Genomic DNA, 14,569 nt, shown 5'->3' with positions numbered 1-14,569 from the left:
GCCGCGTACGTACGAGCAGTGCCGGCGCAGCCAGGTCACTTCGCGGGGGCCGCCGCGACAAGGAGCGGGGCGAGCTCGATCGGCTTGCTGACCATCGGCCAGTGACCCGAGTCGATGTCGACGAATTCAAGGCGCTTGACCCTGGCCAGCTCGGGCAGCTGGCCGGCGCGGATCCACTCCTGAGCTTCCGCGGGAGTGAATTCGGGGCAGATGAGTACGACCGGGACGTCGAATCGTCGCTCGTCCACGAGGCGTACGACGCCCTTGGTCACCCCCTCGGGGACAGGGATCGCGGATGCGGCGATGCGGCGCCGGGACTCCTCGTCAAGGTCAGCGGAGTCCGGGCCGTCGAATGGCTCCCAGCCCGGGAAGGGCATGGCGCCGTCCTTCGACTCGAAGAAGTCGGCGTAGGTTTCCCCGTCGGCAGACGGGAAGCCGCCGATGAGGGCGACCTTGGCGACCTTGTCCGGTCGCGCCTCGGCGGCCAGCCAAGCAAGGGTGCAGGCGGCGGAGTGCCCCACCACCATGACCTTTCCAGACAAGGAGTCCACCGCGGCGAGCACTGCTGCCACCTGGTCGTCGAGCGTGGCGTACGCGGATCCGTCGCCCTGGCCCGGCAGCGTGAGCGGCACGGCGCGGTGGCCGAGTTTCTCGAGCGGGGGCACGACGTCGTTCCATACGGATCCGTCGAGCCAGAGACCAGCAATGAGGACGATGTCCATGATCAGTTCACATTCTCCAGGGCGGTCAGATCGCGTTCGGCGTAGAGCCGATGTTCCCATTCCTCGTTGAGGACGATGCGCAGACATTCTGCGTAAGGGAAGTTCTCCAGCCGGGGCCAGCCCGGCTCGGTGCGCGTCACCTCGGATCCGAGCGACTCGTCGGTGAGTGACTCCATGACGTGGCGGACCATCGCCTGGCGTTCGCGGCGGACGGTGAGCACCTCGTCGAGTGAGGGTCGTGCCTCGCGGTCCCACGGGATGCCGTCCCACCCGGGCGCCTCGTCCCACGGCAGGTCCCACGCGTGCCACGGCGAGGCGTTGCCGAGGATCATCCGATCCACCCACGCAGCGCTCGCGAAGTTCAGGTGCCGCAGCGTCTGGATGAACGTCCACTCGTCGTCGACACTGCGGTGGAGCGCCGATTCGGAAAATGTCCTCGCCCGCGCGACGGTGCCCTCCCACAGCCGCTCCAGGATGGCCCACGCCGTACGGAACCCGTCGGCGTCGTCGGGGCGCATCTTCGCCCGGTCGGGCATGCGACGGTTCAGTTCGGCGTCGACGAGCGGTGCGATGTCGACACCGTTCACGACGACGTTCTGAAGCTCTCCATAGATCTCCACGTTCACGAACTCGACTCCGCGCAGCTGACTCTCGCTGAACCGGCCGCCGCGGATCTGGGCTCCGGTGAAGTCGACCGCGCGCATCCTGGAGTTGTTGAGGTACGCCTCGGTGAAGGTGGCGTCCCGAAGGCTCACCCGCTCGAAGCGTGCGCCGGTGAGGTCCTGGTCGCGGAACTCTGTCATGGGTGTCACGGTAGGCCATGTTCCGGACGATCTGCTACAGCTTCAATGCCGGGCGCACGGTAGTGTGAGGGATGCCTACGACAACGGTCTTTCGAGCGCAGCAGGACGACGGCAGGTGGTAATGGGCGACGAGTACGTGATTGGTGTTGACTCTGGCGGCAGCCACACTCGGGTTGTGTGCGTAGACCTCGACGGACAAATGAGGGGGTCGTCGCAGGCCGCTGGGGGCAGTCCTACGCACAACGTCAATGCTAAGGACCATGTTCAGTCCGCCATTCACGAGGCGATACGACGAGCTGGCGTTGAGGTTGGCAACGCCGTTGGACTGGTATCCGGCATGGCTGGCTTCGATGGCGACCGCGACCTGAACTGGGCTTCGGAATATGTCGACGTCGTTGGCCTCGCGTGCCCGCGCTACATCGTCAATGACGCAGTTGTGGCCCACGCTGGAGCTTTTGCTGGCAACTCGGGGATTATCGTGGTGGCCGGTACAGGCTCCATGATCTTTGGAATTACTGAAGCGGGAGAACAGATTCGTAACGACCGATACTTCCACTATGCCGGCGGTGCTCGGCACTTGTCCTTCGACGCCATGGCACGCATTCTGATTGACGAGGACACCGACGCAGACGCGGACCTGGTGCGTGAGGTGTTCCAGTTCTGGGGAGCATCCGACAAGCAGGGGCTCCGCAAGATAGTCCGTGACCACGAGTCTGCGGACCGCAATGATGTCAAACACTTCTACGGCCGAATGGCTCAGCTGATAACAGCCGCAGCGGAGACGTCTCCACTTGCCACTGCCGCATGCTGCCAACTTGCCGTGGCGACCTGTGTGGGTATTCGCCTGCTCGCCGGGCATTTCGAATCGACAGCCGTCTCAGTAGCCCTGCAGGGAGGCCTAGCTCGGTCCGCTGCATTTGCAAAGAGTGTCGAGACCGAGCTGGCAGCCGCACCAGGGAAACGCATGGACGTTGTCGACCCGGTGCTCAAGCCCGCTGCGGGCGCGGCACTGTTAGCCCTACGGCGAGCTGGCGTGGACACCAACGAGCGGGTGGTCAGGCGACTCGCGGCGTGCGATCAGCTCATCAGGTAACGCGCTCCGGACTCGCGCGCGTCGTGGTGCACCAGCGTGACGCGTATTGGTCTGGAATTTTGGGATCGGATTGGCGGTCCTGGTGGGCCATTCGGCCCGTACAGTCATGCGGCATGGACAAGCGAGCAATCGGTGGTATCGAGGCCAGCGGGTTGTGTCTCGGGGCGATGATGTTCGGGACAACGGTGGACGAGGACACGTCGTTCGCCTTGCTGGACACGTTTTTCGAGGCAGGCGGGACGTTCATCGACACGGCGAACTGCTATCAGTTCTGGGCCGGCGACGGGCAAGGGCATGAGAGCGAAGAGCTGCTCGGGCGCTGGCTGAAGAGCCGCGGACTGGCCACCGGAGCAGGACGCGAGCGGATCGTCATCGCGACGAAGGCCGGCGCCCGGCCCGATCCAGGGCGCGGGGACTCGTGGCCGGCCAACATCGAGGGGCTCTCGGCCCGGGTGGTGACTTCCCAGGTCGACGTCAGCCTGCGACGAATGGGCCTGGACTACGTCGACCTCTACTACTCGCATCACGAGGATCGGACAGTCCCACTCGAGGAGACGGTTGGCGCGTTCGCCTCGGTTGCGGAGTCCGGCAAGGCTCGTGCGCTCGGCGTCAGCAACGAACCGTCGTGGCGGATCGAGCGCGCCCGGCGGATCGCCGCCTCACACGCGTGGCCGTCCTATGTCTGCGTCCAGCAGCGCCACACGTATCTGCAGCCGCGCCCCGGTGCCTACGACGCGTTCATGCCGGCCGCGAGCGACGAACTGCTCGACTACGTACGAGAAGAAGAAGACGTGACGTTGGTTGCGTACTGGTCGTTGATGGGCGGCGCGTACACCGGCCGCGCGGACAAACGGATCGACCCGATGTACGACCATCCCGGCGCGTCCGCGCGACTCGCGACCCTTCGCTCGGTTGCGGACGAGCTGGGCGCGACACCGAACCAGGTGGTGCTCGCCTGGATGCGGGCAAGCTCGCCGTCGATCCTCCCGTTGTTCAGCGCGAGTTCGGTCACCCAGTTGAAGGAGTCGCTCGGATCGACGGAGCTGACGCTGACTCCGGACCAGATGGAGCGCCTCGACCGGGCCTGACTTCCAGCTCATCCGCGATGGCGGTAGGGGACGAAGATCGGCTTCATGCGGTCTCAGTTGGTGCGGCGTACGCGGTAGCGGAGGTGCGTGACGTCTCGATCCTCGAGCCGGCGGACGAGATCGAGTTCGATGTGATCACTTCCGAGGTGGTCGAACAGCCTCCGGCCCTCCCCGAGGAGGACCTGAACCAGGTGGATCTCCATCTCGTCCATCTGCCCGGCTCGAAGAAGCGCTTGGGCCGCGCCCGCCCCATGGACCATGACCGCGCGGTCCCCGGCGGCGGCACGAGCCTCGCGGGCACAGGCCTCGACGTCGGTGACGAATCGCGCGTGGCCGGGCGGCACGTCCTCGTCGTCCACGTGGTGGGTGAGGACGAAGATCGGCACGCCGTCGTGATGGTCGCCCTGCCAACGCCCGGCGAGTTCGAAGGTACGACGGCCGGAGATCACCGCGCCGGTGGCCATCGCTTCGCGGAATACCTGCCCGCTGGGGCCGTCGGACTCCCGATCGTCAAGCCAGTTGAAGAGGCGTCCACCGTCGCGTCCGAGCTCCTGGCCGGGTCGGTCGTCCGGACCAGCGATATAGCCGTCGAGCGACATCGACATGTACAGCCGGATCGGATTGCTCACCCTGGTCTCCATCTCTCCTCCATGACTGTGGGACCGTTCCCGATCCTCGGTAGAAACGGGAGTGTCACAGGGAGACCTCAGATAACCGGCAAACTCATCGGTCCCCGGGCCGGCCCTACTGCCGAAAAGAGCGACGTCGCGCCCCAGGCGAGGCGTAGTGGTGCCTGAGACTTGATACGCAAGCCACAACTTGCCTATCATGTCCTTGATGGTAGATGTCTTTGCTGCGCTGGCCGATCCGACAAGGCGCCTGCTCCTCGACGAGCTTGCTGCCCGGGATGGTCAGGCGCTGTTCGAGTTGTGTACGCGGCTGATCACGCGACACGGCGTCGCGATCACCCGGCAAGGGGTCTCCCATCACCTGGGTGTGCTGGAGGAGGCCGGCCTGCTCGTGGTGCAGCGCGAGGGTCGCACGAAACTGCACTTCCTGCGTACTGACGAGCTGGATCTCATCGGCCAGCGATGGAAGCCCAACCGAGACAGGGGAGCCGGCGTGCTCAAGATCAACGTGACGAGCGTCTTCGTGGACGACCAGGACAGGGCTCTGGCGTTCTACACCGACAAACTGGGCTTCCTGCCCAAGAACGATGTGCCGACGGGCGAGTACCGCTGGCTCACGGTGGTGAGTCCGTCCGACCCCGATGGAGTGGAGCTGCTCCTCGAACCGAACGCCCACGAGGCGGCCAAGGCCTACCAGCAGGCCCTGGTGGAGGACGGGATTCCGGCGACGTCGTTCGCCGTCGAGAACCTGGAGAAGGCCCACGCCGACCTCACCGCGAAGGGAGTGACGTTCGTGCAGCCGCCCACGGCGATGGGGCCGATGATGACGGCGGTCCTCGATGACACGTGCGGCAACCTCATCATGATCGCGGCGCCGGTCCCCGCATCGGACGCGGGGTCTCCTCGAGGGGACGGCGAGTCGTGACCGGGAGCCGCGGCGGCACGATGCGGGGCCGGCACGGACCTCGTCGTCAGGAACGGTTACCGCTGCGGGGTTGGGCGATTCCGTGTTCCCAGGCCCAGGCGGCGATTCCGACCCGGTTGCGGATGCCGAGCTTGTCGCCGATGTTGGCGATGTGGGTCTTCACCGTTCCCGCCGTGATGTAGAGGTCGGACGCGATCTCGCTGTTGGTCTTTCCCATGGCGATATGGCGGGCGACCTCGATCTCGCGGCTGCTCAACGTCGCTCGTGCGGTGTCGCCAGCTGGTCGGGCTGTGCCGCCGAGAAGATGGCTGAGCAGGCGTACGGTGACCTCGGGACTGATGAGCATGTCACCGCTCATCGCCGCGCGGATGGATTCGATGAGGAGCGGGGGTCCGGACCGCTTCAGCAGAAATCCGCAGGCGCCGAGCGAGAGCGCTTTCGCGACGTACTCATCGAGATCGAACGTGGTCACCACGATCACCCGGATCCCTGCGCTGGCAGGAGATTCCATCAAGGTACGGGTGACCTCAAGCCCGTCGAGGTGCGGCATCCGGATGTCCATCAGGGCGACGTCCGGTCGTACATGGCGGGCGAGGTCGAGCGCGGCGCGGCCGTCGGCTGCCTCGCCGACGACGAGCATGTCCGGTTGGGAGTCGACGATCAGTTTGAACGCCACCCGGATGTCGCGTTGGTCATCGGCCAGCAGGACACGGATCGGTTTGTCAACCACGGTTCGCTCCCGCGCGCGAGATGGGCATGCAGGCGGCAACCGTCCACCTGCCGTGTTCGTCTGGCCCGGCGTTCAGGTCGCCGCCGAGGGCGCGCACCCGTTCGCGGAGGTTGAGCAGCCCTCTGCCCCCGTGGGTACGGCTGACGCTGGTGATCCGAGCGCCGTGGCCGACGTCATTGCTGACGCGGACCTGAAGGACATCCTTGTCATCGACCCGCACCTCGATGGTGACCTGCTCCGTCGACGGGGCGTGCCGCCGAATGTTGGTCAGCGCCTCGACCACGATCCGGTACGCAGTCATCTCCACCTGCGGTCGTCGTAGCACCAGACGTTGGCTGCGTTCGTCCTGCGCCAGCGACACGTGACTCTGCGGGCGTTCGACCCGGAAGCGCTCCACCAGGTCGGGGAGGTCCGAAAGCCTCGCCAACGGCGGCCGGTGGTCGTGGGAGTCGTGGCTGTCGGCGAGCATCGCGACCAGATCGTCCATGGCGGAGAGTGCCTGCAGGCCAGCCGTCTCGATCCGTTCGAGGGCCGCCCGGAGTCGAGCGGGGTCGTCGGCGTGGACGAACCGCGCGGCCTGCGCCTGCGCGACAATTCCACTGACATCGTGCGCTACGAAGTCGTGGAGGTCGTGCGCGAGGTCGAGCCGCTGCGCCTGCCGGGCAGCGGTCACCGACCGGTCCAGTCGTACGGCCGCGATCCGCGGGTAACCGCCCGTCACCACCGCACCCACCGAGGCAAGTGACCACAACGCGCAGCCACCGATCACGCTCAGCGGCGTCAGCTCCTCCGTCGGCAGGAAGCGCACGATCCACAGGGTTTGCGCGGCCGCGATGACCGTGCCGACCAGGTAGGCCGTACGGGCCGGCGCCCACCGGACGACGAAGGCGAGCAGGAGCAGCAGGGCAACCACCTCGACGCTGCCGATGAGACCAGCGACCTGACTGGGTGCGGAGCCGGTGTGCACGACGTAGGCCGTGGCAGCGAGGGAGGCGACGGCGACCACGACCGCGGGGATGACGACCCACGGGCGCGGCCGAGCAAGATCGGGTCGCCATCGGATGACCTGCATGCCCGTCAGGTTAGGGCCTGGCAGGCGGCCGACCGCATCGGCCGATCGGCAGATGCCTTGCGAACCTGCCGATCGGGGGATGGTGGCCTTCGGCCGCGACGCGGACAGTGGCTGCCATGAACAGCATCGACGTTTCCTCAGGAACCGCGCATTTCGACGATCGACAAGGGTTGCCCGATCAACAGCTGGGCGGGCCCCACTCACCCGGCCGGCACCACCGGCTTGGCGCCCGGGCGGGGATGGTCCCCTATGTCGCTGCGGCACTGAGCGCGGGCTACGCCCTGGCAGGGTTGTACTGGACCAGCGGAGGTCATGGATTTCCGTTCGGAACCGAGAACGATCCGTTGGCCCACCATCAGTCCGTCCTCGAACACGTGACCCGCGTGAATGCCGCTCCCTGGGTCGCGGCGGCCGGCCTGTTCGGGGTCTGCGTCGCACTGGCGATGGTTCGCTTGCGCGCGATGGGAGTCGTCGGACGGCTGCTCCTGGGCGCGGCCTGGCTCCAGGCGGTTGTGTACTCCCTCGTCATCCCCGACGGGCGACCATTGGTGGCGGCAGCGCACATCCCGATTCTCCTGGCGGGAAAGCCGTTCGGGTGGCCGCCGGGGGTGACGATCTCCAGCCAGGTGTCATGGCCGGTCGCCAACCAGCTCATCCTGATGTTCCTCGGCGCTACCTGGGCGGCATCGGCGGTCATCTTCCGGCGCCGCGCCGTGGGGGCCTGCAGCGCATGCGGTCGTACCCAGGTCCCGGCGAGTTGGACGACCCCACAGTCGGCCGCGCGGTGGGGCCGCTGGGGAGTGGGCGCCGCCATCGCGGTCCCGGCCGTGTACGCCGCCACCCGCCTCGCGTGGGCCGCGGGTATCCCGCTCGGCGTCTCCCGGAGGTTCCTCACCGAGCAGGCCGTGGACACCCCCGAGATCTTCGTCGCCGGAGCGTTCATGGCCGCGCTGGCCCTGGGCGGAGCCACGTTGACCCTCGGGCTCGTGCAGCGCTGGGGCGAGGTGTATCCGCGCTGGGTACCGTGGCTGCGGAACAAGCCCGTACGCCCGCGTACGGCCATCATTCCCGCGACCGCGGTCGCGTTCCTGATCACCGGGCCGGGAGTGGGCTGGGTCCGCTCGGCGGTACTCGGCTACTTCCCGGAGGGGGCGATGGGCGAGGACTGGGGGACTGTCGCTCCCGGCGCCCTCTGGCCACTCTGGGGCATCGGCCTCGGTACCGCCACGTACGCCTACTACCTGCGACGTCGCGGCCAATGTGCCGTCTGCGGCCGGCGATGAACAGGGGGTGGATCCGTCCTTCGGCAGATGGCCGGCAGGGTGCCGTCGGGCGAGGATCGGGCACCATGAAGCGGTTACTTCCCCTCATTCTGGCGTTCGGCGTCTCCGGTCTTGGCGGCCTCGGTGCGTTGGTCGCGGTCGCGGCGGTCAGCGCGACGCAGGCGTTGTACCTGTCCGCGGGGCTTGTGGTGTTCGTAGGTGCGAGCATCGCCCTGGTCGCTCTGGTGACCCGAGGCTGGCCCGACCGGACCCGCGGGCGACGCCGAGCGATGCTCATCGGCACGACTGCCGGGATCATCGGCTTCACCTTCACCGTCGTCGTACCTCCAGCCGAGCCGGCGCTCCCACCCGAGCCGGTGGCCAGCCAGACATCCGTCCTCCTGCCGACGGGTTCGCGGATCGCCTACGTCCGGCGTCCGGCGACACCTCGGGAGCACGCCGAGCCGATCATCTTCCTGCACGGCGGTCCTGGCGTGCCCGACCTCGCCGGCGACACGGCGTACTTCGGCCAGCTCGCCCGCGACGGCCACGACGTCTACGTCTACGCCCACATCGGTTCGGGGGCGTCGGCGCGGCTGGCCGACCCGGCGGGGTACACCATGGACCGGCACCTCGCCGACCTCGAGGCGTTCCGCCGCCACATCGGCGCCGACCAGGTGACGCTGATCGGCCACTCCTTCGGCGCGAGCCTGGCCGCCGCCTATGTCGCTGACCACCCGTCCAGGGTGGTGAAGACGGTGTACTCCTCACCCGGAGACCTCGACCCGGCGGCGGGAGGTGCGAGCCTCACCCCTCGGCTCAGCCTCGGCCGGAAGCTGGAGGTGTACGCGTACCTGATGCGGCCGCGCGACCTGCTGGCGTACACCGTGGTCCAGGTCAATCCGAAAGCCGCACACACGTTGACCGGTGACGCGGACATGGACGCCCGCTTCGACGCCCATTACAACCGGACCCGCTCGGCGTTGCGTTGCGACGGGCGGCCCGGTCCTGAGCTGCACGGCCTGGGCGCCTACGCCAACCTGTATCCGCAGTCGGCGGTCCGGTCTCGGACCCGCGACCGCCGAGCCGACCTTGCCCGCGCCGGCGTACCAGGGCTGGTGATCAAGGGATCCTGCGACTACCTGTCGTGGTCGTCCGCGATCGGCTATCTGGACGTGCTTCGAAAGGGCCGGCTGGTCTACCTCCGTGGTGCTGGACACAACGCCTATCAGGAGCGGCCGAACGCCTTCCTCGCCACCGTCCGGGCCTTCCTCGCCGACGATCCACTCCCAGTGCGCCCCTACCAGGGCCGGCAACAGCCACCCGACTTCGAAGGACCCGCCTGACCTACGCGAGGTGGCACCCGCGGAGCTTCCTCTACCGCCAGTCGAAGATCACGCCCATGGTGGCTGAACGGTCGGCGTCGAGCAGTGCGTACGCATCGGCACAGTCGAGGGGCGTGAACCTGTGTGTGACGAGGTTGGCCATTCCCGCGAAGCGCCCCGACGCCACGAGGCCGAAGAACAGCCGGCGTACCTCGTGTTCACGTTCGCCCAGGAGGTGGCGGCCATGTGCGCCCACCACCGTGAGGCCACGAACGATCAGGTCGGAGCTGAGCCGCTGCTGGGAAGGATCACCTACGTCGCCGACGACGACCACGCGGCCATGGTCGGCCACGGCAGCCAGCGCATGAGTGAGAACGTTCGGGTCGGCTGTGCAGTCGATGATGGTGTCCGGCGGCGCGATTCCCGACAGGCCGTCGGCCAGGTCCTGTTGCAGGACCGTGGTGGCCCCGCCCGCCTGGGCGAGGTCGAGCCGTAGTCGCCCGCTGCGGTGCACCACGACAACCTCGGCCGCTCCAGAAGACGCCAGCCAACGTACGGCCATCTGACCGATCGGGCCGGCCCCGACGACCAGCGCCGAACTGCCAAGACGGGCGTGCGAGGCTTCCGCGCCGACGAACCCGACCTTGGCCACCGCGAACCACGCGGCATCCTCGTCTGAGACGTCGTCAGGCACCCGCGTGCACAAGCTGGCGTCGGCGACATGGTGCGACGCGTGGCCGAGGAGCGCCACAACCCGGTCACCTGGACCGAAGTCGCCCGTGACGTCGCTGCCGACGTCGATGACCTCGCCCACGAGCGAGTACCCGGGTCGATGGGGATAGCTGAACCACCGGTCCCAGTGCGTTCCGGGTGCGAAGGTGCCGTTGTACACGATCCCCTCGGTGCCCGTACTGATCAGAGATACGCGAGTGCGTACCAGAAGCTGACCAGGATCGAGACCGGGTAGCTCGACCTCGCACAACTCGACCTTGCCTGGCTGCGGAAAGACGACTGCTTCGGCCATGTGCCCCCGTTCTTTCGTCAAGGCACCCAACATAGACGCTCACCTGGGAGGTGGCCGTCGGAGACTACCTGGCGTGCTCGACCCGGATCAGGGGAGATCAGGCTGTCCCACACTCGCCATTGCCTGGCCGAGCTGTGGCAGGTGAGACTGATGTCGACGATCAGTACGACACGAGTGGCGGAAGGGACGATGGTGATGGCGGAGAGCGTTGATGCCGTCGACATGGCAGCGATCATCCGCGACGTGACGGCTGAGGAGGTCGCGTTCTACGAGGAGAACGGCTGGGTGAAGTTGGACCGGCTGGTCACTCCTGAGTACGCACGAGAACTTCGGCGCGTGGGCGAAGCGCACGAAGACGGCATCCATCCGCCGGGTTCGTGGAACTCCCTCGCGACCGATCCCGGCGTCGAGCCGTTTCGGGCGCTCATGTTCAGCGAACGCATGGGTCGCAACGCTGAGCGACTGATCAACAGAAGGCGCCTGACAGACGTGCAGGTGCCGTTGCGATACCGGGCCGACCACTTCGTCCGTCGCCCGCCGGGCGGCGCCCACGGAACTCCCTACCACCAGGACTCGGTCGAGCACGGCTCCGATCGGGCCGGAGAGCTGCAGTTCTGGCTTGCATTGGACGAGGTCACCCCGGAGATGGGTGCGATGCGGTTCCTGTCCGGCGTCCACCGCGCTGGCCCGCTGGGTGCCGTGCTGAGGGACGAGCGGGACCTTCTCCAGCAGTATCCGAAGTTACTGGATCTCTATGAGATGTCGCCGCCGTTCCACTACCAGCCCGGGGACGCGACCGTCCATCACGGTTACATGGTTCACGGTGCGCCGCCGAACACGAGTGACCGGGCACGCTGGTGCTACATCTTCTCCTACACACCCGCAGACACCCGCTGGCCGCACGGCGTCACGAAGAACTGGGGAAGCGAGAAGGTTCCGCTCGATGGCGCCAGGAACCCGATCGTGTATCCCTAGGCCGGGGTACGAAACGGCACTGGCGCTTGGACAGGAGACACGATGATCGATCTTTCTGGCCGCCACGTCATGATCGTCGGCGGTAGCCGCGGCATTGGCGCAGCCACCGCACGGATGGCGGCGTCTGTCGGAGCGGCGGTGTCGTTGACCTATCGACAGCACGCCGACCAGGCGGTCGCTGTGGTCAAGGACATCGAGCAGCTGGGCGGACGCGCGAGTGCCTACTGTGCTGATGCCGCCGACGCCGATGCGATGACCCGGGCGTTCGGTGACGCGGTAGCCACCCTCGGGCCGTTGCAGGGTCTCGTCGTCTCGGCAGGCATCTATGCCGACACCTGGTTGCCCATCGACACCCTGACGACCGAGGCATGGGACCTCGTGATGGCGGTCAACCTGCGCGGGACGTTCACCGCCGTGCAACTGGCTGCACCGCACATGCGCGCGGCCGGAGGCGGCAGCATGGTGATCTACACCTCGACAGCAGGCCAGTCCGGCGCGGGCGGCAACTCGGCCTATGCCACGTCCAAGGGCGCACAGATCGCGTTCATGCGTTCGGCGGCCAGCGAACTCGCGCCCGACCAGATCCGGGTCAACTGTATTGCGCCGGCATGGACCGAAACGGAGACCGCGACCGCCCTCATCGACAAGTTCGGTCGTGAGGCGATCCGGTCGCGGTGTCCGCTGGGCCGGACCGGGCTTCCCGACGACATCGCCGGGCCGACGTGTTTTCTGCTCAGCGATCTGGCGTCGTACATGACCGGATCAACCCTGACCGTCGATGGTGGTCAGGCGATGCGAGGCTGACGACGGCCACCGAGGTGAGTGTGGGTCGTTCCGTGACGCGTCACGGGACGTTGCGCCCGGGGATCCATGACCGGAGTTACCGAGGAACGTCCTCGTGCGACGGCACCTGGTTACCGTCGATCGATGCGCGTTCGGCGTCACTCACACCGCCTTCGGCGAGGATCTTCTGCACCATGGCGTTCTTTCCACGGCCGTAGTCGTCGATATTCGCCGCCGTGGCCCCGACCTGCTTCTTGACCGCGGCGTACTCGTCCCGCAGGTCCGCGTCGGAGCGGAGCGTGTCCCGGACGACGAGGTGGTTGCGCAGCGACAACGACCCGGCGACGACCACGTAGGTGTTGGTGCCGGCGAACCGATCAGGCTCCTTGAAGGCCCACCTCTGCGGAATCCCGAGTTCACCCAGCGGGCCGAAGCCCAAAGACACCAGGACATCCGAGGCGGCAGCGACATCAGCCTCCACGACAATGATGTCGCAGTCGATCACCGGCTTCGCGGCCAGGCCAGGCACCGAGGTACTCCCGACGTGCTCGATCGCCATGACAGGTACGCCAGCCTCGGCCATCGCCTTGGCGTACTCCTGTCGAAGGGTCTCGAAACGCTGCGGCCATGCAGGGTCATAATCGACAACCGTGATCACGAGACCGCACTCTAGCGACCGTGCTGCTCCCACCTGATTCCGCGCATCCTCCCCGATGCGTCAACTCCGGGCCTGATCACGGTCTACGACTGCCGTTCGAGGGGCACGCACCAGGAAAGCGTCGTTCCCGGCGGCGTTGCCGCCTGGACCGCCACGGTTCCTCCCAACCGCTCGGCTCTATCCCGTAGCCAACCAAGCGTGCTGCCTCCGACAATGCGCTCCCCTGACTGGCCGTTGTCGTTGACGGTGAGAGTGAGTTGGTCCGCCGCCACCTGTACGTTCACGTCGATCCTGCTCACGGCTGTGTGGGTGGCGACGTCGGCAAGCGACTCGCGGACCGCGAGCACGAGCTCAGATCCCACGTGCGCGGGCAGGCGGTCATCCAGTCGGCCGCACACCACGAGGCGCGGCGTGAAGCCCAGCAGACTGCTGGCAGCGTCGACCTCCTCCACCAACTGCACACTCACCGGTTGTTGGTCCGTGGCTGCGCCTTCACTGCAGGCGAAGACCGCAGGGCCGATCCGTCGGATCGTCTCGTCGATGTCGTTGATGGCGTGGCCCAGGCGTCGGCGGACCTCCGCTTGACCGGCCATACCAGTGAGCACGTGCAGGTGTGTGCCGATGGCGAACAGCCGGGTGACAGCAACGTTGTGCAGCTCTCTGGCGATTCGGTCGCGATCCTCCATCACCAGCATCTGGGCGCGGGCCTGCTGCAGGGCCAGTGCCACCTCGCCAGCGAAGACTTCCATCCAGGGGACTTCCTGCTCGGCAATATCGGTATACGGCGAGCCGCATCGCCAACCGGCACACATGACGCCGAGGACGGTCTCACCCGCAACCAGCGGAAGGTACATAGCAAGGCCGATGGCAGACATGGTCTCGGCCAACTCACTGGGTGGGTTGTAGGCAGGATGACTCGTGATGTCGCGGCTGATGATGCCTTTGCCCGACTGGGCGACCTGGGTCCACAACGCCTGCTTGTTGTTCAACAGGATATGGCCGGCCAGGTGCTCGGCCCCCATTCCGTCGGCAGCTTCGACGATCGCGGTTCCTCTCGGATACCTCGGGTCGGCCAGGCTGATCGATACATAGTCAGCCGCGGAGACCTCCCGCAGCCTCCGAGCTACCACCCGTAACGACTTTCGGAGATTGGTTTCTCGCAGCAACACCCGAGTAATCTCCGATGCCGCCATAAGCCAGTTTCTCGAACGATCCTCTACTTCGTACGAGATCGGAAGGACCATATGACCACCGAGTTGTTGATTGCCACATTTCTCGTACGGCCCATCTGATGCTGTGCCGCACCTCCATGAGGAGCGCTCTACACATGCGGCACGAACAGCGCAACTGACTCAGGGGGCCGCGGGTTGTCGCACATCGATCTGCTCACAGATGGCAATAGGGGGAGCGTAGCAAGGCTCACTCGAATGGCAAGAAGCGTGCAGCGATGGCCATGGTGAGGAGCGGGCCAAGGTCCCCA

15 protein-coding genes are annotated in these 14,569 nt (G+C 66.7%); 7 read left to right on the top strand and 8 right to left on the bottom strand.

Going from position 1 to position 14,569, the window contains the following annotated elements; all coding sequences use genetic code 11:
• Window positions 1-35: 35 nt before the first annotated feature.
• Entirely contained in the window at window positions 36-722 is a 687-nt protein-coding gene (locus ABN028_RS22630; RefSeq protein ID WP_349698006.1) for an alpha/beta fold hydrolase, read from the bottom strand.
• A gap of 2 nt (window positions 723-724) precedes the next feature.
• Complete coding sequence (locus tag ABN028_RS22625; protein ID WP_349698005.1) at window positions 725-1,525, bottom strand: DinB family protein; 801 nt, start codon at window positions 1,523-1,525, stop codon at window positions 725-727.
• Between ABN028_RS22625 and ABN028_RS22620 the strand changes: the two genes are divergently transcribed.
• Window positions 1,524-2,618, top strand: a complete 1,095-nt coding sequence (locus tag ABN028_RS22620; protein ID WP_349698004.1) for a BadF/BadG/BcrA/BcrD ATPase family protein — start codon at window positions 1,524-1,526, stop codon at window positions 2,616-2,618. The two genes, ABN028_RS22625 and ABN028_RS22620, sit on opposite strands and share 2 nt — an antisense overlap.
• A 113-nt stretch (window positions 2,619-2,731) precedes the next feature.
• On the top strand, window positions 2,732-3,706 hold the full coding sequence (locus ABN028_RS22615; protein WP_349698003.1) for an aldo/keto reductase: 975 nt from the start codon (window positions 2,732-2,734) through the stop codon (window positions 3,704-3,706).
• Window positions 3,707-3,759: 53 nt separating this feature from the next.
• Here the strand turns inward: ABN028_RS22615 and ABN028_RS22610 are convergent, their stop codons facing one another.
• Complete coding sequence (locus ABN028_RS22610; protein ID WP_502877509.1) at window positions 3,760-4,335, bottom strand: dihydrofolate reductase family protein; 576 nt, start codon at window positions 4,333-4,335, stop codon at window positions 3,760-3,762.
• Between the two features lie 208 nt (window positions 4,336-4,543).
• Between ABN028_RS22610 and ABN028_RS22605 the strand changes: the two genes are divergently transcribed.
• A complete protein-coding gene (locus tag ABN028_RS22605; RefSeq protein WP_349698002.1) occupies window positions 4,544-5,260 on the top strand; it encodes a VOC family protein in 717 nt (238 codons plus the stop codon).
• 46 nt (window positions 5,261-5,306) lie between these two features.
• Here ABN028_RS22605 and ABN028_RS22600 read toward each other — a convergent pair whose 3' ends face one another.
• Both ABN028_RS22600 and ABN028_RS22595 read right to left on the bottom strand, forming a co-directional pair.
• Window positions 5,307-5,990: a response regulator gene (locus ABN028_RS22600; protein ID WP_349698001.1), complete on the bottom strand. Its 684-nt coding sequence runs from the start codon at window positions 5,988-5,990 to the stop codon at window positions 5,307-5,309.
• On the bottom strand, window positions 5,983-7,062 hold the full coding sequence (locus ABN028_RS22595; RefSeq protein WP_349698000.1) for a sensor histidine kinase: 1,080 nt from the start codon (window positions 7,060-7,062) through the stop codon (window positions 5,983-5,985). The genes ABN028_RS22600 and ABN028_RS22595 overlap by 8 nt, the downstream gene beginning before the upstream one ends.
• 116 nt (window positions 7,063-7,178) lie before the next feature.
• Here ABN028_RS22595 and ABN028_RS22590 point away from each other — a divergent pair, with 116 nt between their 5' ends.
• Window positions 7,179-8,345: an NYN domain-containing protein gene (locus ABN028_RS22590; protein WP_349697999.1), complete on the top strand. Its 1,167-nt coding sequence runs from the start codon at window positions 7,179-7,181 to the stop codon at window positions 8,343-8,345.
• Window positions 8,346-8,410: 65 nt separating this feature from the next.
• Window positions 8,411-9,670 carry an alpha/beta fold hydrolase gene (locus ABN028_RS22585; RefSeq protein ID WP_349697998.1) on the top strand — a complete coding sequence of 420 codons (1,260 nt, stop codon included), beginning with the start codon at window positions 8,411-8,413 and terminating at the stop codon, window positions 9,668-9,670.
• Window positions 9,671-9,701: 31 nt separating this feature from the next.
• Here ABN028_RS22585 and ABN028_RS22580 read toward each other — a convergent pair whose 3' ends face one another.
• Entirely contained in the window at window positions 9,702-10,694 is a 993-nt protein-coding gene (locus ABN028_RS22580) for a zinc-binding dehydrogenase (RefSeq protein WP_349697997.1), read from the bottom strand.
• 129 nt (window positions 10,695-10,823) lie between these two features.
• Between ABN028_RS22580 and ABN028_RS22575 the strand changes: the two genes are divergently transcribed.
• On the top strand, window positions 10,824-11,648 hold the full coding sequence (locus ABN028_RS22575) for a phytanoyl-CoA dioxygenase family protein (RefSeq protein WP_349697996.1): 825 nt from the start codon (window positions 10,824-10,826) through the stop codon (window positions 11,646-11,648).
• Between the two features lie 42 nt (window positions 11,649-11,690).
• Window positions 11,691-12,452, top strand: coding sequence for an SDR family NAD(P)-dependent oxidoreductase (locus ABN028_RS22570; protein WP_349325573.1), 762 nt, complete (start codon window positions 11,691-11,693; stop codon window positions 12,450-12,452).
• A 76-nt stretch (window positions 12,453-12,528) separates the two neighbouring features.
• Here ABN028_RS22570 and ABN028_RS22565 read toward each other — a convergent pair whose 3' ends face one another.
• Together ABN028_RS22565 and ABN028_RS22560 are read right to left on the bottom strand one after the other, a co-directional pair.
• Window positions 12,529-13,089, bottom strand: a complete 561-nt coding sequence (locus ABN028_RS22565) for a GrpB family protein (RefSeq protein WP_349325572.1) — start codon at window positions 13,087-13,089, stop codon at window positions 12,529-12,531.
• A gap of 83 nt (window positions 13,090-13,172) precedes the next feature.
• The gene (locus ABN028_RS22560) at window positions 13,173-14,282 is read right to left on the bottom strand and encodes a GAF domain-containing sensor histidine kinase (protein ID WP_349697995.1); all 1,110 of its coding nucleotides are present in this window, start codon (window positions 14,280-14,282) and stop codon (window positions 13,173-13,175) included.
• Window positions 14,283-14,569 lie beyond the last annotated feature (287 nt).

The sequence above is a fragment of the Actinopolymorpha sp. B17G11 genome, from assembly GCF_040196095.1.
Taxonomy (GTDB): domain Bacteria; phylum Actinomycetota; class Actinomycetes; order Propionibacteriales; family Actinopolymorphaceae; genus Thermasporomyces.
The sequence above is the reverse complement of the archived record's forward strand: the minus strand, read 5'-3'. Positions and strand labels throughout refer to the sequence as shown.

Excerpts from the sequence above, each read along its gene's own strand:
- ABN028_RS22630 (WP_349698006.1), bottom strand. The coding sequence starts at position 722 with ATGGACATCGTCCTCATTGCTGGTCTCTGGCTCGACGGATCCGTATGG.
- ABN028_RS22620 (WP_349698004.1), top strand. The coding sequence starts at position 1,524 with ATGGGTGTCACGGTAGGCCATGTTCCGGACGATCTGCTACAGCTTCAA.
- ABN028_RS22625 (WP_349698005.1), bottom strand. The coding sequence starts at position 1,525 with ATGACAGAGTTCCGCGACCAGGACCTCACCGGCGCACGCTTCGAGCGG.
- ABN028_RS22615 (WP_349698003.1), top strand. The coding sequence starts at position 2,732 with ATGGACAAGCGAGCAATCGGTGGTATCGAGGCCAGCGGGTTGTGTCTC.
- ABN028_RS22605 (WP_349698002.1), top strand. The coding sequence starts at position 4,544 with ATGGTAGATGTCTTTGCTGCGCTGGCCGATCCGACAAGGCGCCTGCTC.
- ABN028_RS22595 (WP_349698000.1), bottom strand. The coding sequence starts at position 7,062 with ATGCAGGTCATCCGATGGCGACCCGATCTTGCTCGGCCGCGCCCGTGG.
- ABN028_RS22590 (WP_349697999.1), top strand. The coding sequence starts at position 7,179 with ATGAACAGCATCGACGTTTCCTCAGGAACCGCGCATTTCGACGATCGA.
- ABN028_RS22585 (WP_349697998.1), top strand. The coding sequence starts at position 8,411 with ATGAAGCGGTTACTTCCCCTCATTCTGGCGTTCGGCGTCTCCGGTCTT.
- ABN028_RS22575 (WP_349697996.1), top strand. The coding sequence starts at position 10,824 with ATGTCGACGATCAGTACGACACGAGTGGCGGAAGGGACGATGGTGATG.
- ABN028_RS22570 (WP_349325573.1), top strand. The coding sequence starts at position 11,691 with ATGATCGATCTTTCTGGCCGCCACGTCATGATCGTCGGCGGTAGCCGC.
- ABN028_RS22560 (WP_349697995.1), bottom strand. The coding sequence starts at position 14,282 with ATGGCGGCATCGGAGATTACTCGGGTGTTGCTGCGAGAAACCAATCTC.